General features: G+C 37.6%; 25 protein-coding genes. 3 read left to right on the top strand and 22 right to left on the bottom strand.

The window, feature by feature from the left end; genetic code table 11:
• Positions 1 to 46: 46 nt before the first annotated feature.
• Both G6O73_RS02225 and G6O73_RS02220 read right to left on the bottom strand, forming a co-directional pair.
• Positions 47 to 1,753 carry a DAK2 domain-containing protein gene (locus G6O73_RS02225; RefSeq protein WP_057886894.1) on the bottom strand — a complete coding sequence of 569 codons (1,707 nt, stop codon included), beginning with the start codon at positions 1,751 to 1,753 and terminating at the stop codon, positions 47 to 49.
• Positions 1,754 to 1,775: 22 nt separating this feature from the next.
• Positions 1,776 to 2,138: an Asp23/Gls24 family envelope stress response protein gene (locus tag G6O73_RS02220; RefSeq protein WP_057886893.1), complete on the bottom strand. Its 363-nt coding sequence runs from the start codon at positions 2,136 to 2,138 to the stop codon at positions 1,776 to 1,778.
• A gap of 212 nt (positions 2,139 to 2,350) precedes the next feature.
• Here G6O73_RS02220 and rpmB point away from each other — a divergent pair, with 212 nt between their 5' ends.
• Positions 2,351 to 2,536 (top strand): 50S ribosomal protein L28, encoded by a 186-nt coding sequence (gene rpmB, locus G6O73_RS02215; RefSeq protein WP_056959959.1) that lies wholly within the window; start codon positions 2,351 to 2,353, stop codon positions 2,534 to 2,536.
• 79 nt (positions 2,537 to 2,615) lie between these two features.
• On the opposite strand, the gene G6O73_RS02210 is transcribed toward rpmB, so the two are convergent.
• From G6O73_RS02210 to gmk, 11 genes are all read right to left on the bottom strand, one after another.
• Entirely contained in the window at positions 2,616 to 3,263 is a 648-nt protein-coding gene (locus G6O73_RS02210) for a thiamine diphosphokinase (protein WP_057886892.1), read from the bottom strand.
• Positions 3,260 to 3,919 carry a ribulose-phosphate 3-epimerase gene (gene rpe, locus G6O73_RS02205; protein ID WP_057886891.1) on the bottom strand — a complete coding sequence of 220 codons (660 nt, stop codon included), beginning with the start codon at positions 3,917 to 3,919 and terminating at the stop codon, positions 3,260 to 3,262. Before rpe ends, G6O73_RS02210 begins: the two co-directional genes overlap by 4 nt.
• 28 nt (positions 3,920 to 3,947) lie before the next feature.
• Positions 3,948 to 4,817: a ribosome small subunit-dependent GTPase A gene (gene rsgA / locus G6O73_RS02200; RefSeq protein WP_057886890.1), complete on the bottom strand. Its 870-nt coding sequence runs from the start codon at positions 4,815 to 4,817 to the stop codon at positions 3,948 to 3,950.
• An 11-nt stretch (positions 4,818 to 4,828) separates the two neighbouring features.
• Entirely contained in the window at positions 4,829 to 6,847 is a 2,019-nt protein-coding gene (gene pknB, locus G6O73_RS02195) for a Stk1 family PASTA domain-containing Ser/Thr kinase (protein WP_057886889.1), read from the bottom strand.
• Positions 6,844 to 7,596 (bottom strand): Stp1/IreP family PP2C-type Ser/Thr phosphatase, encoded by a 753-nt coding sequence (locus G6O73_RS02190; RefSeq protein ID WP_057886888.1) that lies wholly within the window; start codon positions 7,594 to 7,596, stop codon positions 6,844 to 6,846. The genes pknB and G6O73_RS02190 overlap by 4 nt, the downstream gene beginning before the upstream one ends.
• 14 nt (positions 7,597 to 7,610) lie before the next feature.
• A complete protein-coding gene (gene rsmB, locus G6O73_RS02185) occupies positions 7,611 to 8,918 on the bottom strand; it encodes a 16S rRNA (cytosine(967)-C(5))-methyltransferase RsmB (RefSeq protein WP_057886887.1) in 1,308 nt (435 codons plus the stop codon).
• Positions 8,915 to 9,868, bottom strand: coding sequence for a methionyl-tRNA formyltransferase (fmt, locus tag G6O73_RS02180; RefSeq protein WP_057886886.1), 954 nt, complete (start codon positions 9,866 to 9,868; stop codon positions 8,915 to 8,917). Before fmt ends, rsmB begins: the two co-directional genes overlap by 4 nt.
• 22 nt (positions 9,869 to 9,890) lie before the next feature.
• Positions 9,891 to 12,305, bottom strand: coding sequence for a primosomal protein N' (gene priA / locus G6O73_RS02175; protein ID WP_057886885.1), 2,415 nt, complete (start codon positions 12,303 to 12,305; stop codon positions 9,891 to 9,893).
• 1 nt (position 12,306) lies between these two features.
• Positions 12,307 to 13,515, bottom strand: coding sequence for a bifunctional phosphopantothenoylcysteine decarboxylase/phosphopantothenate--cysteine ligase CoaBC (gene coaBC / locus G6O73_RS02170; RefSeq protein WP_057886884.1), 1,209 nt, complete (start codon positions 13,513 to 13,515; stop codon positions 12,307 to 12,309).
• A gap of 145 nt (positions 13,516 to 13,660) precedes the next feature.
• The gene (rpoZ, locus tag G6O73_RS02165; RefSeq protein WP_057886883.1) at positions 13,661 to 13,873 is read right to left on the bottom strand and encodes a DNA-directed RNA polymerase subunit omega; all 213 of its coding nucleotides are present in this window, start codon (positions 13,871 to 13,873) and stop codon (positions 13,661 to 13,663) included.
• Positions 13,870 to 14,490, bottom strand: coding sequence for a guanylate kinase (gmk, locus tag G6O73_RS02160; protein ID WP_057886882.1), 621 nt, complete (start codon positions 14,488 to 14,490; stop codon positions 13,870 to 13,872). Before gmk ends, rpoZ begins: the two co-directional genes overlap by 4 nt.
• A 216-nt stretch (positions 14,491 to 14,706) precedes the next feature.
• Here gmk and G6O73_RS02155 point away from each other — a divergent pair, with 216 nt between their 5' ends.
• A complete protein-coding gene (locus G6O73_RS02155) occupies positions 14,707 to 15,063 on the top strand; it encodes a hypothetical protein (RefSeq protein WP_057886881.1) in 357 nt (118 codons plus the stop codon).
• A gap of 31 nt (positions 15,064 to 15,094) precedes the next feature.
• Here the strand turns inward: G6O73_RS02155 and glnA are convergent, their stop codons facing one another.
• The 4 genes from glnA to miaA all read right to left on the bottom strand — a co-directional run bounded on the left by glnA (position 15,095) and on the right by miaA (position 19,135).
• Positions 15,095 to 16,438, bottom strand: a complete 1,344-nt coding sequence (gene glnA / locus G6O73_RS02150; RefSeq protein ID WP_057886880.1) for a type I glutamate--ammonia ligase — start codon at positions 16,436 to 16,438, stop codon at positions 15,095 to 15,097.
• A gap of 25 nt (positions 16,439 to 16,463) precedes the next feature.
• Positions 16,464 to 16,853 carry a MerR family transcriptional regulator gene (locus tag G6O73_RS02145; protein ID WP_148126821.1) on the bottom strand — a complete coding sequence of 130 codons (390 nt, stop codon included), beginning with the start codon at positions 16,851 to 16,853 and terminating at the stop codon, positions 16,464 to 16,466.
• A gap of 75 nt (positions 16,854 to 16,928) precedes the next feature.
• Positions 16,929 to 18,203 carry a methionine gamma-lyase family protein gene (locus tag G6O73_RS02140; protein WP_057886879.1) on the bottom strand — a complete coding sequence of 425 codons (1,275 nt, stop codon included), beginning with the start codon at positions 18,201 to 18,203 and terminating at the stop codon, positions 16,929 to 16,931.
• A gap of 5 nt (positions 18,204 to 18,208) precedes the next feature.
• Entirely contained in the window at positions 18,209 to 19,135 is a 927-nt protein-coding gene (gene miaA / locus G6O73_RS02135; protein ID WP_057886878.1) for a tRNA (adenosine(37)-N6)-dimethylallyltransferase MiaA, read from the bottom strand.
• Between the two features lie 96 nt (positions 19,136 to 19,231).
• On the opposite strand from miaA, the gene G6O73_RS02130 reads away from it, so the two are divergent.
• Entirely contained in the window at positions 19,232 to 19,408 is a 177-nt protein-coding gene (locus tag G6O73_RS02130; protein ID WP_083478569.1) for a DUF3042 family protein, read from the top strand.
• 121 nt (positions 19,409 to 19,529) lie between these two features.
• Here the strand turns inward: G6O73_RS02130 and G6O73_RS02125 are convergent, their stop codons facing one another.
• The 5 genes from G6O73_RS02125 to G6O73_RS02105 form a co-directional block, all read right to left on the bottom strand.
• Positions 19,530 to 19,937: a rhodanese-like domain-containing protein gene (locus G6O73_RS02125; RefSeq protein ID WP_057886877.1), complete on the bottom strand. Its 408-nt coding sequence runs from the start codon at positions 19,935 to 19,937 to the stop codon at positions 19,530 to 19,532.
• 23 nt (positions 19,938 to 19,960) lie between these two features.
• Positions 19,961 to 20,920, bottom strand: a complete 960-nt coding sequence (locus tag G6O73_RS02120) for an ROK family glucokinase (protein ID WP_057886876.1) — start codon at positions 20,918 to 20,920, stop codon at positions 19,961 to 19,963.
• Positions 20,895 to 21,137 (bottom strand): YqgQ family protein, encoded by a 243-nt coding sequence (locus tag G6O73_RS02115; RefSeq protein WP_057886875.1) that lies wholly within the window; start codon positions 21,135 to 21,137, stop codon positions 20,895 to 20,897. The genes G6O73_RS02120 and G6O73_RS02115 overlap by 26 nt, the downstream gene beginning before the upstream one ends.
• Before the next feature lie 171 nt (positions 21,138 to 21,308).
• Positions 21,309 to 21,458, bottom strand: a complete 150-nt coding sequence (rpmG, locus tag G6O73_RS02110) for a 50S ribosomal protein L33 (protein WP_057886874.1) — start codon at positions 21,456 to 21,458, stop codon at positions 21,309 to 21,311.
• Positions 21,459 to 21,586: 128 nt separating this feature from the next.
• Positions 21,587 to 23,653 (bottom strand): peptidoglycan D,D-transpeptidase FtsI family protein, encoded by a 2,067-nt coding sequence (locus tag G6O73_RS02105; RefSeq protein WP_057886873.1) that lies wholly within the window; start codon positions 23,651 to 23,653, stop codon positions 21,587 to 21,589.
• Between the last annotated feature and the right edge of the window lie 67 nt (positions 23,654 to 23,720).

Genomic DNA, 23,720 nt, shown 5'->3' with positions numbered 1-23,720 from the left:
AAATAAAAAAACTGACCGACTTCGCCGGTCAGATAAAAAATTATTCTTATTCCACTGAAATTAAATATGGATAAACCGGCTGACCGCCGAAATGAACCTCAATTTCCAAATCACTATCTAGCTGCTGAGCGGCAGCAGCGATTTCTTGTGCTTCTTCTTGATTTCCATCAGCTCCATAGATAATAGTGACGATTTCGCTGTCAGCTGTCAGCATCCGCTTTAACATTGAAATTGCCGCTGTTTTACGTACTGCATTTGTTAAAACAATCTTGCCGTCAACAATTGCCATAAAATCATCTTTTTTAATCGTCTGACCATCAATTGAAGTATCTCGTACAGCTGTTGTAATCTGACCAGAAATAACTGAATCTAGTTCAGCAGTCATTTTTGCTTGATTTTCTTTCAGTGAAGCTTGGCTATCAAAACTCAATAACGAAGTCATCCCTTGAGCAACCGTTTTGCTGGGAACAACTGCAACAGCTACTTCCGCCACTTGAGCTGCTTGATTGGCAGCTAAAAAGATATTCTTATTATTTGGTAGAATTATAACTTTTTTCGCTTTGGTCTGTTTAATTGCTTGAACAATATCTTCAGTGCTTGGGTTCATTGTTTGACCACCATTTAAGATCAAAGTTGCACCCAAACTCTTAAATAATTTACCCAAGCCAACTCCAGAAGCAATTGCAATAATTCCATATCCATTAATAGTTTCAACCGTTGCTGGTTCAGTCGGTTCAGTCGTTGATGAACTATCGGCTTCCCGATCATGTTCCAAAATTGTTTCATGCTGCAAACGCATATTATCAACTTTGACTTTAATTAAAGAACCAAAATGCTGTCCATAAGCTAAAACATCGCCTGGATGTTCTGTATGAACATGAACTTTAACTACTTGCTCATCAGCAACTACTAATAATGAATCACCGATTTCGCTTAAATGCTGACGAAATGCATCATAGTCAAATTTTTGATCGACTAAGCGGCCAGCTCCCAAGCGAACCATAATTTCAGTGCAATAGCCGTAGTGAATATCTTCAGTATTCAACTGACTTTGAACACTTTGATGATGGGCAGCATTAACCATTTCATCCATTTCAACCATATTCGGCTGATGTTTTTCAGTTGGTTCAGCTAACGTTTTACCAGAAAGAACCGCTGCAAATCCTTCATAAACAAAAGTCAGTCCTTGTCCACCAGAATCAACAACCCCAACTTCTTTAAGAACTGGTAACTGTTCCGGAGTATGTGCCAAAGCTTCCTTAGCCGCTGAATAAGCCGCCGACATAACTGTTGTAACGTCTGTCTGATTGCTAGTTTTATTAGCCGCTTTAGCTGCTTGGCGAGCAACTGTCAAAATCGTTCCCTCAGTAGGCTTCATAACTGCCTTATAAGCAGATTCAACCCCACTACTCAAAGCAGCTGCTAAATCAGCAGGAGTCAATTCAACTTTCTTTTCAGTACTTTTATGAAAGCCCCGAAAAATTTGTGACAAAATTACTCCTGAATTTCCGCGCGCGCCCATCAACAATCCTTTAGCTAGGGCAGCGGCCAAAGTCCCTACATCATCTGCTGTTGATTCAGCAACATATTTTGCTCCGCTGGCAAAAGATAAACTCATATTAGTTCCTGTATCACCATCTGGTACTGGAAAAACATTCAACGAATTAATAAAGTCAGCATTATTATTTAAACGATCAGAACTGACAGCAACCATTTTACGAAACTCTGCTGCCGTTATCTTTTTAACTTTCAAAATTATATCCTCCCTGTTATAACTACTCTTCAATTACTCGAACGCCTTGAACAATGACGTTTACTGAATTAGCAGTTATTCCCAGCATTGATTTTAAATTATACTTGACTTTATCTTGTACATTACGGCAAACTTCCGAAATCTTAGTTCCATAACCAACAATAATGTAAACATCAACCGCCACTCGTTCATCTTCTTGACGAACAACGACCCCTTTTGCATAGTTATCGCGTTTTAAAATTTCATTTAAATTATCACGGATTTGATTTTTGCTAGCCATTCCAACAATTCCAAAAATTTCGGTGGCAGCTCCGCCAACGACTGTAGCAATTACATCATTGGTTATTTCAATGTCCCCATACTGTGTTTTAATTTTAACAGCCATAAATGATAGCCCTCCTTATAAAAGAACACAACAATTAATCATATTTTATCATAAAAGCCAAAACAACACCAAATCATCTAATTAATCTACCAAAACAGCTGCCAAGGATTTTTACTTTACACAAAGTTCTTGCATTAAGTAGTTAACTATGCTATTTTTATTTAATGAGCGAGCATTTAATGCTACGAAATTCAGCATCAGGGAGGATAATCATGGCTAAAGATTTTATCACCGGTCGTAAAACAACTTTTGGCAAAAAACGTTCACACGCTTTAAACCAAACTAGTCGCAGTTGGAAACCAAATTTGCAAAAAGTTCGGATTTTAGTTGACGGCAAACCGAAACGCGTCTGGGTTTCAGCACGTGCCTTGAAGTCGGGTAAAGTTACTCGCGTTTAATTAAAAAAGAAAACCAGCAACTAATGGTAGTTAAGATTAAAGTATAACTTAATCTTTTCACTTTAGTTGCTGGTTTTTTTTAATCTTTACTTTGAATGACACAAACCACACCACTACTAAAAGAAAACTTAGCCGTTAAACCAACAAATTCATTGCTAGCCAAAGAAACAGGCCAGTTAAAATCATTTCCAGGCAGTTGATATTTTTCATCATACAAAACCAACTGTGATACTTTCGTCAAGGGAACAAAAGCTAAATATTTTTTATCGTGTTGTTTATTCAAAGTATAAGTTCCTGGTTTAAAAAAGCTGATTTCATTTTGACGATCGATCAACTTAATTCGTTCAAGTGATGAATAAAATTCCGGTCGCAAAACAAAAAACAAATTTGCTAACAAATGATCTATTCGCCCACCAGTAGCTCCATAAATTTTAAGCAGATCTGGTTGAAAGTCTCGTAAAATAAAGCGAACAGCTAGTTCAGTATCAGTATCATCTTTTTCAGCTTGAGCCGTCTCAACCCGCAAACTATTTTTGAATATCAATTCTCTTTCAACCGCCGAAGAAGAATCAAAATCGCCAATTGCTAATTTAGGGACAATTCCTGCTCTAATTAGTCGCAAGGCCCCCCGATCAGCGCCAATCCAAGCTGCATTTCTTTTTAACTGTAACAAATTATCCGGTAATTGAGCAAGTGGACCCCCGACTAACAAATTAACTTCTTTCATAATTGCTCAGCCTCAGCCGCTTCACGCAATAAGTTCACTTGTTTAGCTGGCTCGGCTGCAAAAACAAATGAACCCGCAACTGCAATGGTTGCTCCAGCACGATAGCAACGCTTAATGGTGGCTTGATTAATTCCGCCATCAACTTCAATCTCAAAATTATAGTGGTGGCGTTGTTTAAGTTCTGCTAAACGTTGAATCTTCTTTAACATTAATGGCAAAAATTTCTGTCCACCAAAACCTGGATTGACTGTCATAACCAAAATCGAATCGACTAGTGGCAAGACTTCTTCAATAGTCGATAAACTGGTTCCTGGATTAACAACTACTTCAGCTCGGCAGCCTGCTTGCTTAATTTGCTGAATAATCCGAAAAATATGTGGCGTTGCTTCAGCATGGAACCCAATCATTGTTGCACCTGCTGCCGCTAAAGGTTGAATATAAGCTGCTGGATCTGTAACCATCAAGTGACAGTCAAACGGCAATTTGGTTATTGGACGCAAAGCCTTAACAATCGGCAGACCAAATGAAAGGTTAGGTACAAAATGACCATCCATAATATCAATGTGCAAATAGTCTGCTCCAGCTTGTTCTAGCAGTTGAACATCACGACCTAAATTAGCAAAATCGGCACTTAAAATCGATGGAGCAATTTTCATTTTAAAACAATCCCTTCTGTAATTAATATTAATATCGAGGTTTTTGCTGCTGAATAGCTGTTAACAACTGCAAATAACTTTGATACCGACTAGCGGCAATCGAACCAGCTTGAATTGCTGCCTTGACTGCACAATGGGGCTCTTTTTGATGAAGACAGCCACGAAACTTACAGGCAGTTTGACAAGCTGCCAATTCTGGAAAGTAATCACGTAGCTCAACCGCAATAATATTTTGTAATTCAAATGATGAAAATCCTGGTGTATCGGCCAGATAATTCTGGCCAATTTGAAATAACGCAACTTTTCTCGTAGTATGCTTTCCACGACTTAATGCTTTTGAAACTGCTCCAGTAGCTAAATTAAGTTCTGGTGCTAAATGATTTAATAAAGTTGATTTTCCAGCTCCAGTTTGTCCCATTACCACTAAAGTCTGCTGAGATAATTTGTTCATTAGCAAATCTTTTATTTCGGAAATAGTTGTAAAAGTCTGATACCATTTTTGATAAACTGCTACGATCAACTTAAATTCAGCTCGTTGAATTGGTGTCAACAAATCCAGCTTTGAAAAGTAAATTAACGGCGTAATTTTTTGAGCTGCTAACATCACTAACTGACGATCTAATAAATTTGCTGAAAAATTTGGTTCTTTACAAGAAACAACTACAATTGCACAATCAATATTTGCAATTGGTGGGCGAACTAAATGATTTTTACGTGGATCAATTTTTAACAGGTACCCTTCCTGTTGGTTATCCGCCTTAAATTCAACCCAATCCCCCACAAGTGGTGTAATTTTTTTTTGTCGAAAATTTCCCCGAGCACGAGTACGATAAAGTAAACCATTGGCAATTACATCATAGTACCCACTAAGCGATTGTAAAATCTGTCCTTTTACCATTGATTGGCCTCCTAGTTTCCACTGGTAACGTTACTATTTTCAGCAATTGTTGTCCCATTTTCAACAATTTTGTATTTTCCTGTTTTCGATTTGTTCAACGTAAAAGGCAACGAGATTTTAGTGTCCTTGGTAATTGACAGCGTTTGATAAACTTGATCCAAGCTGTGGTTGTCATCTGCAAGATAAACTTGCACTTGTTGCGCTGTCGAACTTGAACTAGTTGAATTTATTCCTGCGCTATTATAAGGAATTGTAACAGCAAGATTGAACTGATTATTTGCAGTTGAAGAACTAGCCGAAGTCTCATTGCTAACTGAACTTGAACTGTCATTAGATTTACTTGAATCCACAGAAGAATCCTTGTCGGTTGTTGAAGTTGCATTCGCAAAAGTAACTGATAAAATACTACCGCTTTGCACTATTGTCCCAGCAGCCGGATTTTGCCCTACCACTAAATCGGCTTTATTTTCAGTTCCACTTGAGCCATCTTGCCAGTTACTTTGTAATTCCAAACCTCTTTCAGCTGCGTAATCAACAACACTCTTGCGCGTATAGCCAGTCAAATCACGCAATTTTATTACATTTGTCCCACTGCTAACTGTAAAAGTAACTGTAGTGTCTTGCCAAACAATCTTCTTTTGGGGGCGAATACTTTGTGAAATAATTTCACCAGCAGCTACTTTTTCTGAATGCTTCGTATCTTTTAAAACAGTAACTCCCTTTTTCTCCAATTGACGCTTAACTTTACTAAATGATTGACCATTATAATTTCCAAAAGGTCGTTTTTCAGGACCGCTTGAAAGTACAAGAGTTACTTTTGAATTTTGCCGCACACTCAAACCGGTTGCTGGATCAGTTGTTACAATCTGACCTTCATAATATTTTTCGCTTGCACGATGCTTAATCTTACCTACTTTTAATTGTTTTTGCTGTAAAACGGCTTCAGCCTCTCCTTTCGTCATTCCTTGTAAGTCAGGAACTTTGACTGAACGTGGAGCAACCGCGTAGGCAATCAAACTTAAAATAATTAAAAACCCCACAAAGGCAGCTATAATTACCAGCCATTTTTTCTTTTTACTCCACGGCTTTTTTTTGACAGGCTTTTTTTCAGTTGTTTGATTTTTTTGTGATTTATCGACAACAATTGGCTCTAACACTTTTGTTTCATCATCTAAATACTGTGCCGGATGCCATGGCATTTCATTTGCTCTTTCTAAACTAAGTGCCGTTTTCAAATCTGCTGCCATCTCAGCTGCTGTTTGGTAACGATCAGCTAAACTTTTAGCTGTAGCATGGGCAATGACATTTTCAAGTGCCTGCGGAATTTCAGAATTAAATTGTCGAACAGCCGGCATCTCATCTTTATAATGCTTTAAAGCAATCGAAACAGCTGTTTCGCCCTGAAATGGAACTCTTTTAGTCAATAACTCAAACAAAATAATTCCTAATGAATAAATATCAGATTGCTTAGTAACCACACTTCCACGCGCCTGTTCAGGTGACAGGTAATGGACGGAACCCATTAAAGTATTAGTTTGCGTTAGTGAATCAGTAGTAGCCAAAGCAATGCCAAAATCAGTGATTTTCACTTGACCAGCTTGATCAATTAAAATATTTTGCGGCTTTAAATCGCGGTGAATTATCCCATGGCTATGGGCATGTTCAACCGCTGCCAAAATTTGCTCCATAATTGCTACCACGGTTGGAAAAGACAGCGGAAATTTTTGCTGAATATAAGCTTTCAAATCAGTTCCTTCGACATATTCCATAATTAAATACTGCATCCCATTATCCTCGCCAACATCATAGATGCTAACAATGTTTGGATGTGTCAATTCTGTCAATGAGATTGCTTCACGCTGAAAACGCCGAACAGCAGCTGGATCATCCCGCAAATCCAACCGCATCAATTTAACTGCAACCGGTCGTTGTAAAATTAAATCTTGAGCCAAATAAACGTTGGCCATTCCACCCTCGCCCAAAGTTTGTTTTATTTTATAACGACCGCTCAAAACATATCCGGCTCTCATCTTTCAGCCACCTCAACTTCATCCTGGACAGCTGCTGCTAATACCGTAATATTATCTTTGCCTCCAGCTTCATTCGCCTGTTTAATCAGATTTTCACACTTTACCGATAAGGTTGTTGAATTTAATAAAGTTTCCAACAATTGCTGATCTTCAAGCATATTCGTCAATCCGTCTGTACACAAAAGCAGCAAGTCTCCAGGCAATAGCTCAATTAGTTGTTGATCAAGAACAGCTTCATCAGAGACGCCTAATGTCCGTGTAATAATATTTTTTTGTGGGTGATGGCGTGCTTCTTCTGAACTAATTTGTCCACGTTTAACCAACTCATTAACTAAAGAATGATCTTCAGTTAATTGAAATAGTTTATCATCCCGCAATAAATAACCCCGACTATCTCCAATATTTGCTAAAACAGCCCTTTTGCCAAAAAAGAGCGCACAAACAAGTGTCGTCCCCATACCAGTTAAATCACTGAATTGATTAGCTCGTTGTAAGATTAATTGATTTTCTTGTTTGACTTGTTCTTCCAGCCATTTAGCCCCTACATGTGGATCGGTAAAAATAGTCGTTTCAAATTGATACCCTAAATGAGAAACTGCCATTTCAGAAGCAACATCACCACCACGGTGTCCGCCCAATCCATCAGCAACAACAGCAAAACGAATTCCAGCTCGATTCTTAAACAAGCCAACATAATCTTCATTTCGTTCACGTACTTGACCAATATCACTCTTGTATGAAAATTCCACTGTTTTGCCCCCAATTAATCCTGCGTTTTTTCTAAGAATGCCATAAAAAAGCCATCCGAGTCAAATTCATCTGGTAAAATTGTTCGTTTTCTTAATAGTTTAAAGTCTGGGTGCTGGTTTAAAAACTTTGTTATAACTTGATCATTTTCTGATTTTAGAATTGTACAAGTACTATAAGTTAGAATCCCGTTATTTTTAACCAAACCAGTTAAACTTGCCAATAATTCAAGTTGCAACTGTTGCAAACGAGCAACCCCAGCAGCAGTCTTACGATAACGAATTTCCGGCTTACGTCGAAGCAATCCAATTCCTGAACAAGGTGCATCAACCAATATTTTATCAAAAGTTGCTGGCTTAAATTCCATTATCGCTTGCCGAGCATCAAGACATTTCGCCTTAACTTGAGGTGAGAAGCCGCAACGTTGAGCATTTTTTTCAATTAATTTAATTTTATGGGGATGAATATCAAGTGCTGTTACTGAGCCACTAGTCAAAGCATCGGCAATTTGTAAAGTTTTCCCACCAGGGGCAGCACAAGCATCTAAAACTTGATCGGCTGGTTGAATCTGCATCCCAGCAACCACTTGAGCTGCACTTTCATCTTGAAAAACCAGTTTTCCAGCTGAAAAAAGTTTACTTTGACTGGCAACTCCATGTTTAATAATCAAACTTGTGGGACTTAAACGGCTGAATTCACACATAAAACCGGCTGCTTCCAATTGCTGTTTAGCTGCTGCTGTTGATAGGTATGATTGGTTAATCCGAACTACTTGATGTGGCGGCTGATTAATGGTTTTCAAAATTGCCGCTGTTTTTGCTTTGCCATTTTCTTTGACTAACTGTTTTAAAAGCCAAATCGGCAAACTATAACAAATGCTCATTTTTTGTAGCGGATCTTTGATTTCTTGTGGATTGGGTAACTTCTGGCGCAAAATAGCATGCAAAACTCCTGTTACAAACTTACGAATGCCATCATGCCCATTAATTTTAGCAACTTTGATTGATTCGTCTAAAATTGCTCGTGCTGGAACTCGGTCTAAATATTGCAATTGAAATAAAGCTGCTAATAACAATTCATACACCCATGGCAAAACTTTTTTATTTTTAATAAATGGCGTCAGCCAATACTCTAAAGTCAATCTATGTTGCAAACTTCCATAAACAATTTGTGTTAGCAATGCTTGATCACGAGCTGTTAAATGTTCTGTTTGCAAAACTTGATTCAATAATAAATTTGAATATGCATTTTCTTGTTGCACTCGTGTTAATATTCCTACCGCTAATCCGCGGACTGAATGCCCACTATCGAATTTCCTTTTCATTCCGTAATTAACCTCTGATTTGCTTTGATTTGCTTTCCTTGACCATTTAAATAATCACTAATTTTTTGCCGTGCTTTGCCAGCTGGTTGGATTTCTTTGACTTGGTAGACGGTTCCTTGCGCAGCCGCTAACTTTAATGTATGTTTTGTCACTTCAACAACTTTTCCAGCTGTTAAAGTAGTTGTTTCATTTATAGGCTCAATCTCCCAAAGCTTCGTCCGTTTACCGCCAAAATTGGCAAAATAAGCGCCTGGTCTTGGACGTAAAGCACGAATTTTCTGATCTAATTGTCGTGCAGTTGCCGATAACTCTAATTGTTCTTGTTTTGCAGTAATAATTGGAGCAAACGAAACTTGCTGTTCATCTTGCAAAACAGGCGAAATTTCACCAGCAATAATAGCTGGGAGTTTTGCTAATAATAAATCACGACCAATCAAACTCAATTTTGCAAATAAACTGCCAGCATCATCAGTCGGTGTAATTGGCAATTCTGCTTTGCCCAACATTGAACCAGCGTCCATTTTTTTGGTCATGTTAATTAAAGTAATCCCTGTTTTGGCTTCACCTGCTAACAAAGCATACTGAATTGGAGCTCCACCTCGATACTTCGGTAATAATGAACCGTGGACATTAACTGCCGCAATTTTAACACTTTTCAGTAATTTTGTCGGTAAAAATTGTCCATATGCGGCAGTAACAATCAAATCTGCTTTCAAAGATAGCAACTGTTCAAGTTCTGCGCTTTGGGAAAGTTTTGCTGGTTGATAAACTTTCAACTGATGGCTTAACGCAACTTGCTTAACTGGCGAAGCTGTCAAAACTCTTTTACGACCAACATATTTATCTGGCTGCGTAACAACTGCAACAACTTGGTATTTTTTTTCTTGCAATAGTCCAGTCAAGATTGTTGCTGCAAATGTTGGTGTTCCCATAAAAATAATTGATGTCATAATTATGCCTCATTTCTTTTAGTTAAATAAAACTCATTGGTTCACGAATAATTATTAATTGAACGTTTTTTTGACGTTGACTTGTTTCCAATAAATGATGCAAGTATTCCATTAATTGTGGTTCATGTTTGAACTTTATTATTAAATGATAGCGGTACTGATTCTTAATTCGTAAAATCATTTGGGGAACTGGTCCCAGTAATTTGGCCTCAGGACTTAGCTTAGTTTTCAGCTCCTGCATTATTTTAAATAAATACTTAATTGCAGCTTGTTCGCTGACAGCGTTGGCCGCCAACTGAATTGTAAAATAATATGGTGGATAATCACCTTGATGACGTAAATGCATTTCATAAGCATAAAATTGTTCATAGTCTTGCGTCTTAGCAAATTGTAGCGCATAATGCTGTGGATTGAAGGTTTGAATAACAACTTTCCCTTCTTTTTCTGCTCGACCTGCTCTACCACTAACCTGTGTCAATAATTGGAAAGTTTGTTCACTAGCTCGAAAATCCGGCAAACTAAGTGAAGTATCAGCATTTAAAACGCCCACTAAAGTTACTTCTGGGTAATCAAGCCCCTTAGCAATCATTTGCGTTCCCAACAAAATATCTGCTTGATGACGACCAAATCGCTGTAAAATTTGCTGGTGAGCACCTTTGCGTCGCGTCGTATCAACATCCATTCTTAAAATCCTAGCTGTTGGAAAATAATGTTGTAATTTTTCTTGAATTTTTTGTGTTCCCGTCCCGTAAAAACGAATTTTTGAATTACCACAGGCAGGACATTTTACCGGAATTGACTCCTCATGACCACAATAATGGCACTTCATCAGCCGCAGGTCCTTATGCAACGTTAATGAAATATCACAGTTTGGGCATTTCAAAACAAAACCACATTGCCGACACATCATAAAAGAAGCATATCCTCGGCGATTTAATAACAGAATAATTTGTTCGTGTTTTTGTAAACGATCCTTGATAGCCGTTAATAATTCATTTGAAAAATCCGCATCATGGCTTTGAGTTACTGCCTGTCGCATATCGACCAGCGCAACAGTTGGCAACGGTCGAGTGTTGATCCGTTGTGGCAATCGGAGCCAATGATAGACGCCTTTTTGTGCCCGAGCACGCGATTCTAAAGCTGGGGTAGCGCTACCCAAAACAACTGGGCAATGATGGTAGCGACTACGCCACAATGCAACATCACGAGCATGATAGCGGGGCATACTGTCCTGAGCATAACTGCTTTCATGCTCTTCATCTAAAATAATAATTCCTAAATTTTTTATTGGTGCAAAAACAGCTGAACGTGCACCAACAATAATCGTAGCGGTACCATCCTCAATTCGCCGCCACTCATCTAAACGTTCACCAATTGATAAACCACTGTGTAATAAAGCTACTTGTTTTCCAAACCGACCAACTACCTGAGCTACCATTTGCGGTGTTAAAGAAATTTCTGGAACCAGTAACAATGCAGCTTGCTGTTGCTCGATAGCTGCTGCCATTAACTGCAGATAAATTTCAGTTTTACCACTGCCAGTAACTCCTTCTAATAAAAAAGGTACTGCTGTTTTTTGTTGGATCGTGGTTACAATCGATTGATAAACTTGTTGTTGGTCCATAGTTAAATTTTTGGCTGTTGTCGCAGTAATTTTTTGCGGATCATAAGTGGTTCGTTTAACTACTTGATTAGAAATCTTTAGCCACTTTTTTTCTACTGCCGATCGAATCGCAGTTGGACTAATCTCAAACCGATCCGCTAAAACTGACTGTTGGATCATTATTTGCGGATGATCAGCTAAAAAGTCCAATAAGTGAATTAATTGATGCGCATTGGCACGCTGTTTTTTTTTGAGTTTTTCAGCCTGAGATGTGGTCAATAAGTTACTAACTATTCGGACTTTTTTGGGCTTGGCTTGATCTTTAACTTGGTAAATGAGTTCTATTTTCCCAGCTGCTCGAGCTTTTTGTAATTTTTTAAAGGTTTCGGCTGAAGTTTTGCTTGGTTGCAAAATCTGTTCATTTTTGCCATCAAAAAATTTACGAACCACTGGATCAACTTGTTCAAGTGATACTAGTCTCAGCTTTTTTTCTGATTTTCCACGCAAGCCATTTGGAATCATTGACTGCAAACAAGATATTTTGAAAGAAAAAGTCGATATAGCCAACCAATCAGCCAAAGCTAACATTTCAGCATTTAATACTGGAACTAAATCCTGAACTTCATTGATTTTCTTTAGCTTACTTGTTTCCGCAGCTGGCTTTTGTGTAATTCCGATTACAAAACCTTGAATTAAACGATTCCCACGGCCAAAGGGAACAATTACCCGCATCCCAACAGCAACCTTATCTGTCAATTCAGAACCAATTAAATAAGAAAAAGGTCGATCAGTCTGTCTTGATGGAACGTCGACAATTACAGCTGCTACTTGCAAATCATTTCCTCCTTTGCCGGTTTAAATCCATTAGTAAATCAAAAATTTTATCAGCTATTTTCTCTTTACTTCGCTTGGAAAGCAATTCTGGTGCAACGTCAGGCTGCAAAAAAAACACTTCATTTTGGGAAGTACCAAACCCGATATCATGACGAGAAACATCATTAGCTACTAATAGATCAACTTTCTTTTGCTGCATCTTTTGAGTCGCATTGTGTAACAGTTCTTGTGTTTCAGCTGCAAAGCCTACTAACAATTGCTTTTGCTTTTTTCTTCCCAATTCAGCCAAAATATCCGGGTTACGAACTAATCTAAGAGTCAGTTGATCCAACTCTTGTTTTTTTATTTTTTGCTCTGCTGTCTTAGCTGGACGGAAATCGGCTACTGCCGCCGCCATAATCACAAAATCAGCTTGTTGATAAAACTCAAGCATTTTTTGCTCCATTTGCCGAGCAGTTTTAATTGGTTGATAATTAACCCTATTTGGTAATGCCAGCTGATTTGGGCCCGCAACCAACGTTACTTCGGCTCCACGTTGCTGAGCTATTTTGGCAATAGCAAATCCCATTTTTCCAGTCGAATTATTCGATAAGTACCGAACCGGATCAAGCGGTTCAACGGTAGACCCAGCTGAAACCAAAACTTTTTTGCCAACTAAATCTTTTTTATTCTCTGTTTCTAAACGATCAATTAACCAACTTATAATTTCTGGTGGTTCCGGTAAACGTCCGTCACCTGAATACCCTTCCGCTAACAATCCTTTAACGGGAGATAAAAATTGCACTCCATCTGCTTTTAATCGTTGAAAATTACGCTGCGTTGCTGGTGCTGTCAACATTTTTTGATTCATCGCTGGAATAACATATTTAGTTGCTTGGCTTGCAAGAATACTTGCAGACACGAGATTATCTGTTAGCCCGACCGCCATTTTGGTTAAGATGTTGGCTGTCGCTGGTATTACGATTATCGCATCTGACCAGTCAGCTAACTTAATATGTAAAACCTCATCAGATTTGAACCACTCTTCATCCGTGTGAACCTTTTTTTTAATTAAAGATGAAAAAGTCAGCGGTGTAACAAATTTTTGTGCATCCTTCGTCATTGCAATTTCTAACTCGAATCCTGCTTTCAATAATCCCCGGACTACTAATGCCGCTTTATATAAAGCAATTCCACCCGTTAGACAAACTAAAATTTTCTTTTTTCCCACCGTCGTTCCTCCTCTAACTATCATTTCTATTTTAACAGAATCAACAGTGATTATTTAATTGAAGCGGAAATTTTAAAAAAAATGACTGGTAAATTGGTTAATAACCAAAAACCAGTCAATCTTAAATTAACTTAACTTCAAAATTCTAAATTTTTTCTTTTTCATCTGGATCAATAATCAGTTTGCCGGCTGCCACTTCTTCCAAAGCTTTACCAACATTCTTGACTGATTTATAATCTGACATTAATGGTAATGAACCAGCATCTAATTCATGAGCGCGCTTGCCGGCTAACATAACTAGCATATATCGCGAATCAACCTTTTCCAATAAGTCATCAACTGAAGGATAAAGAATCATTTAAAAACATCTCCTAATTGTTTTTTATAATTTGGTAGAAAACGTTTCACACGCCAACGTTCTGCGCGGATAATCGTTTTAATTTTTTCAACAGCAACTGGAACTTCATCATTAACAACAGCATAATCATAGTTTTGCATCATTTCGATCTCACCGACAGCTTTATGCATACGCTTGTCAATTGTCGCTAAATCATCTGTTCCCCGCTCTATTATTCGATGGCGCAATTCCATTAAATCTGGTGGTGTTAAAAAAATGAATAAGCCATCTGGACATTTTTTTCGAACCTGCATTGCCCCATTGACTTCAATTTCTAAGAAAACATCTTTGCCATCTTCCAACATCTTATTTACATATTTTAAAGGGGTGCCATAATAATTGTCAACATATCTGGCATATTCTAACATGTCCCCAGCGGCTATCTCACTTTCAAATTCATCTTGACTAACGAAATAGTAATCTTTCCCATTAGTTTCTCCCGGTCGCATTTGTCGCGTCGTCATTGAAACTGAATAATGAAATTTATTGTTATCTTGCTCAAAAATAGCTTTTCTAACTGTTCCTTTTCCAACTCCCGAAGGACCGGATAGGACAATCAGCATTCCCCTGTTAGACATCTTGCATACTTCTCCTCTAAAAGTTATTAATTCTATAATGTACTTTTTTAATGTGATTTTCAAGCTGTTCTTTTAAAAACCATTAATTCTCTTAAAATTATCAACTGTCATTTTTTATTAATTGAAAAGCAGCTAATTAATTTATAACTTGATTTTTCGAACGTATGTTCATATAATATAAATAACGAACACTAGTTCTGAAAGGAGAAACTACAAATGATTGAAATTGAACAAAACAAATGGCTTCAACTCCCGACTCACTTTTATCGTCAACTTAAAACAATTTACCAAATTCCAGCTAAAGATTTCCTGCATCCTCAAATGTCAGCTTTTCAACTACGGTTTTTTATTCATCAAGCTTTTAAACGAAATCAGTTAATCACGATTTGGCTTACTGATCAAGAAGATAACGAGTATCCAGTCACCGGTAAAATCAAACAACATCTTTTAAAAAAAGACAGTTTTTTAATTAAAAGCCAAGAAAGCCGCTTAACCTATTTGGCTAATTTTTCTCAAATAAAATATTTAGCACTGGCCACTGAAATTGACAAAAATAGGACGATGATCAGTTAATCATCGTCCCATAAAATATTTAGTCTACATCTTAATACAACTCTAAATATTGATCTCTTTCCCATTGAGTAACTTCTTGCCGGTACGCTGACCATTCCAGCTTTTTACCTTCAATAAAGTTCTGATATAAATGAGGCCCTAAAGCTTTAGCAATCACTTCATCTTTTTGCAGTGATTTCAATGCGTTATGCAAAGTTGATGGTAAATCGCTAATACCATTTGCTTTCCGTTCCTCATCATCCATAACATAAATATTTCGATCAATCGGTTTTGGTGCTTTAATTTTGTTGCGCAAACCATCAAGACCTGCTTCTAATATAGCAGCAATTGCTAAATATGGGTTAGCTGCAGGATCAACACTTCGTAATTCCAGACGTGTAGACAACCCACGGGCAATTGGAACACGAACCAATGGTGAACGATTGCGGCCTGACCAAGCAACGTATACTGGTGCTTCGTAACCAGGTACTAATCGTTTGTACGAATTAACAATTGGATTTGTTACTGCGGTAAAGCCACGAGCATGTTGCAATAAGCCGCCCAAGAAATAGTGAGCCGTTTCAGATAATTGCATATCACCATTTTCATCAAAGAAAGCATTCCCGTCTTTATGGAAGAGAGACATATTAATATGCATCCCAGAACCATTAATTCGATCAAGTGGTTTAGGCATGAAAGTTGCATGCAGCCCATATTTACGAGCTACGGTTTTAACAACTAATTTAAAGGTTTGAATATTATCACATGCATGTAGAGCATCTGCATACTTAAAATCAATTTCATGTTGACCTGGCGCAACTTCATGATGAGAAGCTTCAACATCAAAACCAATGTCTTCTAATTCTAGCACAATATCGCGACGACAGTTTTCACCCAAGTCGACTGGTGCCAAATCAAAATAACTGCCATTATCATTTAAATGCATTGTTGGTTTGCCAGTTTCTGGATCGAGCTTGAAAAGGAAAAATTCTGGCTCAGGTCCAATATTAAAATCGGTAAAGCCTAACTCTTTCATTTCATCCAATACCCGAATCAAGTTATTTCGAGGATCACCAATAAATGGAGTCCGATCAGCATTATAAACACGGCAAATCACACGAGCCACTTTTCCGTGTTCATTTCCCCATGGGAAAATCATCCAAGTTGAAAGATCAGGATAAAGCCACATGTCACTTTCTTCAATTCTAACAAATCCATCAATCGATGAACCGTCAAACATCAATTTATTGTCAAGCAGTTTTTCCAATTGACTGACCGGGACCTCAACATTTTTGATCACACCGTATAAATCAGTAAACATCAAACGCAAAAATTTAACATTCTCATCTTTAACAATTTTGCGGATGTCATCTTTGGTATAGTTAGGCTTTACCATTTAAATCGCTCCCTATTTCTAAATTTTAGAAGTTCCTGTTATGTTTGAAAGGCAACTCATCCCGCTTGCTTAAGCCGCTAACTGACATAATTTCATCACGAAAAATCCGCCGAACATCAGCATCTGTCAAAGGCTTTTCCATTTGAGCTTTTTTTTGAGCCTGTTTACGCGCCTTTTCATCATAGATGTGTTTGATACCCGCCATATTAATCCCTTCATCGAGATAATCCTTGATTTCAAGCAAGCGATCAATATCATTCAGCGAATACATTCGACGATTGCCTTCATTTCGTTGCGGCGTTACCAATGACTGTTCTTCATAATAACGAATTTGTCGTGCTGACAATTTTGTTAATTTCATCACAGTTCCGATTGGCAAAACAGCTTGCGATCGGCGAAGTTCCTTTTCTTTCATAACAACCCTCCTCTAAAGTACGCACTAATCATAACAAGTGGTCTATGTGATGTCAATATCCAATGTTACTTTTTCTTACATGTTTTTGTTTTTGAAAAAAGTTTCGTTAATTGCATTACTAATCGCAACTTTTACGTGTTCAAAAGTTAATCCACCTTGGATATATAAAGCATATGGCGGACGAATTGGTCCATCACAGGAAAGCTCAATTGTCGATCCCTCAGTAAAACTACCAGATGCCATAATCTCTTGATCTTCGTAACCACCCATTTGACTGGCAATTGGATCAACAAAAGCATTCACCGGTGAAAAGTGTTGAATCGCAGCACAAAACTGTGCCATTTTTTCAGGTGACCCTAGTTCCACTGTCTGGACTAAATCTGTTCGCGGATCATTCCATCTTGGTGAAACTTTTAGACCAATCTTTTCTAATAAAGCACTGGCAAAAATAGCCCCTTTAATCGCTTCACCTGTCACATGAGGAGCAATAAAGAAGCCCTGGTACATATCACGTAGATGACCAATAGTCGCTCCTTCATTTTTCCCAGATCCAGGTGAATTCAATCGATTGCCTGCTAAATGAATCAAGTCTTTGCGCCCAACTAAATAACCACCAGTTTTAGCAATTCCACCACCAGCGTTTTTATAAAGCGACCCAGCCATTAAATCAGCTCCATATTCAGTTGGTTCATGAATTTCAGAAAATTCGCCGTAACAATTATCAACAAAAATTACCACATCCGTTCGAATCCTGCGAATAAATTCAATCATCTTTTTTAATTGCTCAATGGTAAAGCTTTTACGGACCGCATACCCCCGTGAGCGTTGAAGGGCTACCATTTTAATTGCTGGATCTTGCAACTTTTTAATAGCTTGTTCGTAATCAACTTCTCCATCTTCAAGTAGTGGTTGATAATCAAAATTAATCTGAAAATCTTTCAAAGTTCCAGGCTCATTGCCAGCAATCCCGATAACATGCTGAATCGTATCATAAGGCATGCCCGTCAAATAAAACAACTTATCTTGTGGTCTTAAAACTGCAAAAAAAGCGGTGGTAATCGCATGAGTTCCTGACATAATCTGTGGTTTAACAATCGCATCATCACTTTGAAAATAATCCGCATAAATTGCATCTAGTTTTTCCCGGCCAATATCATCATAGCCGTAGCCAGTCGAGCCAACTAGATCTTCTTCAGCTACCCGATGTGCTTTAAAGCAGTTCAATACCCGTCCCTGATTATAAAGCTGGCGCTGTTCGATTTCTGCTATTTGTGGTTCAATCTGCCGCTCTACTTCACTTATTTTTTGTTGTAATTCTTCAGGAAAATGTTCCATCCACAATTTTTTCATCTTATTCATCCCTCATTTAACCAATCTTCAACTTTTTTTATTACTTGACTTTCAAAATTCGCTGCTTGCGGATTAAACCAGGTCACTATCATTTTATTATGAAACCATGTTAATTGCCGCTTGGCATAATGGCGCGAATTCTTTTTAATTTCCGTTATTGCTGTTGCTAAAGAAACTTCACCTCTAAAATATGGGAAAAGTTCTTTATAGCCAATTCCTTTTCCAGCAGGTAAGTCAGCCCCGCCTTGTTCAAACAAAGTCTTAGCTTCAGCTAATAAGCCTTGTTCAATCATCAAATCCACTCGCTGATTAATACGCTGATATAATAATTTTCTTTCAATATTCAGTCCTAAGATCAATGGATCGTAATCTGCTTTAGGTACGTCAGCTTGCTGGGAAAATTTTTCCCCTGTTATTTGATAAACTTCTAAAGCTCGTATTACCCGCCGTTGATTTGCTGGCGGAATTTTCTTAGCCGCCGCAGGATCAACCTCATTTAATTTTTCCCAAAGCTTTTGTTGACCCTGATCTTCAGCAAATTTTTGCAATCCCTCGCGAAATGATTGGCTGTTCTCGGCCATCTGCCCTCCAAGTTTAAAATCATTTAACAACGCCTGCAAATAAAAGCCTGTTCCCCCTACTATTAGTGGCAACTTATTTTGCTGTTCAATTTCAATAATCTTACGACGACCCAATTTAGTAAATTCTGCAACTGAAAAATTCTCGTCAGGATCACAGATATCAATTAAATAATGCTTAGTACTTTTTTGTTCACTTTCAGTTACCTTTGCCGTGCCAATATCTAAACCACGATAAACCTGCATTGAATCACCCGAAATAATTTCACCTTTAAATTTACGGGCTAAATTAAGCGATAATGCTGTTTTTCCAACAGCTGTTGGCCCGACAATTAATAAAACTTTTTTTTTGATTAAAACTCACCTCGAATTTTTGAATACTCTTTAACTGGATATTTTTTTGTGTTTCAGTCATAATGGAAATAAACATATGAATGGGAGGAAACGACTATGAACGTTTTTAGTAAGGGATTTGTCCTTGGATTTGCAACAGCTGTCGGAACTGCTGTTGGCTGTTTCTACGCTTTCAAAAAAAATGTAGTTGATCCAATCGAGGAAAAAGAAGCTATGATTGATGAACACAAGAAACGAGCTGTTCGTAAAATGCACGCTGCTCACCAAGGTTAACATTTCATGTATAAAAGGCGAAGACAATTGAACTCTGATTGTCTTCGCCATTTTTTATAATATTAGAAATAAGCTTGGCTAAATTCTTGCATAAAATCCAATATCCTTTTGTTTTTAAAAATTATTTAGCTTTTTTAATTTTGCCATCCCAGCGTTCAAAACCATCTTTTAAAATATAAATATTTTGGTAGCCAAGTTTATTTAATTGGACAGCAGCACGGGTGCTTAAGGCTTTACCTTGATCATATAAATAAACTGGCATATCTTTGCGAATTGATTCGCGTGAAATTTTAAATTGGCTAAAGGGCAAATTACGTGCTCCTAAAATATGTCCTTGGTCAAAATTACTTTGTTCTCTTAAATCAATAATCTGTGCTCGATGCATACCGGTTTTAAATGCCTGATTATCAAGTAAAGTTGCCACTTTTCGACCGCGATACCATAAATAAAATTGGTAGCCAACGATTCCTAGCAAAATAACAGCTAAAACAATATTAAGTATTACCCAAATTGAAATTGTACCTAACAAAACCAACTCACCTCTTATTTATTCTATTTTATCATCAAAGCTAACGAGGCCGCTCCAATTACTCCAGCATCATTACCTAATTGAGCTAACTTAAGTTTAGTTGTTGTCCGAACTGTTGGAAAGGCATATTTAAGAAAGCTTGTATTTACGCGATCTAATAAGAACTTACCTGCGGCACTTACCCCACCACCAATCACAATGAATGATGGATTCAGCAAATTACCAATGTTAGCACAAGCCAAACCTAAATAATTGCAAACTTGATTAGCAACCATTACTGCTAATTGGTCATCTTCTTTAGCCAAATCAAATATTGTTTTAGCAGATATATCTTGTCCATCATCTAATAAGCGCTTTAACTCAGCTGGCCCAGCGTATTCTTCTGCTAAGTCACGAGCGACACGGACAATTCCAGTAGCAGAAGCATAAGTTTCTAAACAGCCATGATTGCCGCAAGTACATAAATAGCCTTCTGGCTCAACATTTAAATGACCAATTTCACCAGCTGCTTGAACTCCATGGACTAGTTTACCATTACTAATAATACCTCCACCGACACCAGTTCCCAGAGTGATGAAAACCACTTCATCATCATTTTCACCAGCGCCTTTCCAACGTTCACCTAAAGCTGCTGCATTGGCATCATTATCAATGATAAATGGAATTCCAAGCCCACTTTCAATCATATCCTTAACTGGTTGCAATTTTTTCCAGTTTAAATTATAAGCCCCAATGACTGTTCCTTTTTGTAAATCTACCGTACCAGGTGAACCCATACCAATTCCACTAAATTGATTTGGCTGCATTTCATAAAGCTTCAAATGATGTTTTAACGAAGTAATAATATCTGGTACGATATGGCTACCTTCATCCAAAATGTTAGTTTTGATACTCCATTTTTGTTGAATCTCGCCGCTTAAAGTCAAAATTGCAAATTTAATCGTTGTTCCACCTAAATCAATACCGATCAACTTTTTTTCCACGACTTTGTTCCTCCCTAGTGGCTCTTTTTTCTTCCAAATGGTGCTCACGTGTCAAAACCATTCGTGCTTTCAGAAAAATCTGGTCATCAATTGCTTGTGCTCGATGCAAATGATCAAGTTCTAAAGACATCAATTCAATATCCCACAAACGTTTTCCGACATACACAAAAATTCCAAATTTTTTTAAAAGTTGCTGCACATCATAAAGAGTTTTCACACTGATGTCCTCCATTTATTATAAGAAAAAAATTCGGATTTTAAAACCCAGAGAATTAACCTTTTCAAGTTAATTTTGAGAATAATTAAATACCAGTTAAAACTGCCAGCATCAGGTTTTAGATAACGCTTCCGTTAAAAAATCCAAAAAAAAACAGGAAAAATCCTGTCATTACTTAACTTCTCGATGCAATGTCACTTTATTATCACGTGGACAAAATTTCTTTAATTCCAAGCGATCTGGATTATTCCGTTTATTTTTGCTTGTAAGGTATGTCCGTTCATGACATTCAGTGCATTCCATTGTAATATTAACACGCATTACTTAACCCTCCTCAGCACTCTATTTCTAAAAAGCCCTACGACTTCGAACGTTTTTAATAATATCATTTTTTTTGAACAAACGCCAGTGTTTTTTCTGATAACGTTAAGTAAATCTACTTGACACTTCTATTTAAAACCTTGGTCCGACTGAACCATCTTCCAGTAAGCTTTGTAAATTGTGGCAGCTGTTTGTGTGCTTGCATGCGTTTCATTTCCGCTTGCCATCCCAGGAAAGGCTAATGCAACGACCACCTGGGGATTATCTGCTGGAGCATAACTAACACTACTATCAGTTTCAGTTTCCGTTGAACCATGGAAAGTTTCTGCTGTACCAGTCTTAGCTGCAACAGCAGGTGTAGTATCACTCAATAGACCTCCGGTTCTTAGTGAGTTTGAACTATGAACTACTTTCCAGAGTCCATCTTTGATAACTCCCCATTGTGACTGGCTAGCTTGAACCACATTTAAAACATTTGGTTGAAATTCGTAAACAGTTTTGCCAAGTTTCCCATCATTATTAGATTCTCTAATAGATTGCAAGATATGAGGTTGCAACCGATAGCCGCCATTAGCAATAGTAGATATATATTGAGCTAATTGCATTGTTGTATAAGAGTCATAGTTTCCAAAGGAAAGATCAAGTGCTTTACCAATATTAGCCTGATTTGATACCCCTTCAAACCCCGAAGACTCTCCTGGAATATCAATTCCGGTTTTAACCCCTAAGCCAAATTGTTTAAAGTAACCCCGCAACTTACTAAAAATTGATGTTGGCAAATCCAAAGCTGACCCAGGTGAATAATGGAACCCACCTTCCAACATTGCCAACTGCATCATATATGAGTTAGAAGAAACCATCAAAGCATCAGAAGCTGTCAGAGACATATCCTCAGCTCCAGTTGCATTAAACCAAGATGCTTTAGTAGCAGTTCCCTTAAGTTTGATTGGTTGATCAGTCAAAGTATTACTGTTAGGTGTAATTACTCCTGATAACAAACCGCCAAGAACTGTAGCACCTTTCACAACCGACCCCATAACAAAGGTTTGATTAATTGTACCTAAAGCATTTTCAGAAATCTTCCCCGTTTCTAGGTTACGACTAACACCAGCTAAAGCATAGATTGCACCAGTATTTGGATTCATCACCACTGCATAAGCTCCCGGTAAATAAGGATTACTGCCCGCAACACTTTCAACTTCACTTTTAATGATGTCCTGAACTTTTTGTTGAAAATCGGCATTAATTGTCAAAACCAAATTATCGCCCTTTTGACCACCAAAAGTTTTAACTTCCTTAGTTATTTTATTATTTTGTGTTTCCAACGTAATAATTTGCTTAGATCCTTTGAGAACATTTTCATATTGAGATTCAATATAACTAGACCCGACACTGTCATCGCGCGCATAACCTTCAGCCAGCAAACTATTAATTTGATCACTTGGCAGTCCTTGCTTGCGATTAGTGACAGTTCCAATGACACTTTTAACTGATTTACCATAAGGATAACTACGTGACCAACTAGTTCCAATTTTAATTCCTGGCATTGAGGTTAAATTTTCGCCAACTTCAGCCATTTCACGGTCACTGACATCATTATATTTCAAATAGACTGTTGACAAAGCATAAGCGCCACTCATTTTGGAATAAACAATTGCGGCTTGCTTTTGCTTACTCGTTAAATTGGACGTTAAATTTTTCTGCTTCACATAATCAACTTCAGCTTGATACAATTTAGTGCTTGATAAACTACCTTGACTTTTCTCAACTTGCTTATCAACTTTTTTCAATTGCGATGGAACAGCTAAATAATATTGAGCTTCCATTGACTCGGTTAAACCGCTGGTACTAATCTTGACTGATTTAACCAGTTGATTTGCAATTTGATACATTTTCAGTGAAGACACATTCATTGGTTTGGTATAAGTGATTGCTCGAGAAGCATCATTAGCAACCAGAACTTTACCAGTAGAATCATAAATCATTCCCCGTTGAACGTTTTTGGTTTCAACTTTTGTATCAGTACTATTGACCTCAGATGCAAACTTCTTTTGCTGATTAATTTGCAAATTAGCTAGCTGAGCAATCAACGCTGCAAATAGCAGGAAAACAATAAAAAAAAGAAAATTCAGCCTAAATGGAATTGATGATTGAACCTTCTGTCGTTTAACTTGATTTCTCCGTAAAAACTTCACTGATCCTGACTCCTTATAGTCTAAAATTTTGACTTTTGATAACTAATTCACCATACTCTTTAATCGT

Source organism: Liquorilactobacillus nagelii DSM 13675 (assembly GCF_019444005.1).
Lineage (GTDB): Bacteria > Bacillota > Bacilli > Lactobacillales > Lactobacillaceae > Liquorilactobacillus > Liquorilactobacillus nagelii.
Note: the sequence above shows the minus strand (reverse complement) of the source record. Positions and strands in the feature narration are given on the sequence as shown.

Coding starts and splice junctions, on each gene's coding strand:
- G6O73_RS02145 (WP_148126821.1), bottom strand. CDS start 16,853: ATGAAAGAAAAGGAACTTCGCCGATCGCAAGCTGTTTTGCCAATCGGA.
- G6O73_RS02155 (WP_057886881.1), top strand. CDS start 14,707: ATGATTGAAATTGAACAAAACAAATGGCTTCAACTCCCGACTCACTTT.
- G6O73_RS02220 (WP_057886893.1), bottom strand. CDS start 2,138: ATGGCTGTTAAAATTAAAACACAGTATGGGGACATTGAAATAACCAAT.
- fmt (WP_057886886.1), bottom strand. CDS start 9,868: ATGACATCAATTATTTTTATGGGAACACCAACATTTGCAGCAACAATC.
- rpmG (WP_057886874.1), bottom strand. CDS start 21,458: ATGCGTGTTAATATTACAATGGAATGCACTGAATGTCATGAACGGACA.
- rpe (WP_057886891.1), bottom strand. CDS start 3,919: ATGAAAATTGCTCCATCGATTTTAAGTGCCGATTTTGCTAATTTAGGT.
- rpmB (WP_056959959.1), top strand. CDS start 2,351: ATGGCTAAAGATTTTATCACCGGTCGTAAAACAACTTTTGGCAAAAAA.
- G6O73_RS02140 (WP_057886879.1), bottom strand. CDS start 18,203: ATGAAAAAATTGTGGATGGAACATTTTCCTGAAGAATTACAACAAAAA.
- G6O73_RS02210 (WP_057886892.1), bottom strand. CDS start 3,263: ATGAAAGAAGTTAATTTGTTAGTCGGGGGTCCACTTGCTCAATTACCG.
- G6O73_RS02130 (WP_083478569.1), top strand. CDS start 19,232: ATGAACGTTTTTAGTAAGGGATTTGTCCTTGGATTTGCAACAGCTGTC.
- glnA (WP_057886880.1), bottom strand. CDS start 16,438: ATGGTAAAGCCTAACTATACCAAAGATGACATCCGCAAAATTGTTAAA.
- rpoZ (WP_057886883.1), bottom strand. CDS start 13,873: ATGATTCTTTATCCTTCAGTTGATGACTTATTGGAAAAGGTTGATTCG.
- gmk (WP_057886882.1), bottom strand. CDS start 14,490: ATGTCTAACAGGGGAATGCTGATTGTCCTATCCGGTCCTTCGGGAGTT.
- pknB (WP_057886889.1), bottom strand. CDS start 6,847: ATGAGAGCCGGATATGTTTTGAGCGGTCGTTATAAAATAAAACAAACT.
- rsgA (WP_057886890.1), bottom strand. CDS start 4,817: ATGGTAAAAGGACAGATTTTACAATCGCTTAGTGGGTACTATGATGTA.
- rsmB (WP_057886887.1), bottom strand. CDS start 8,918: ATGAAAAGGAAATTCGATAGTGGGCATTCAGTCCGCGGATTAGCGGTA.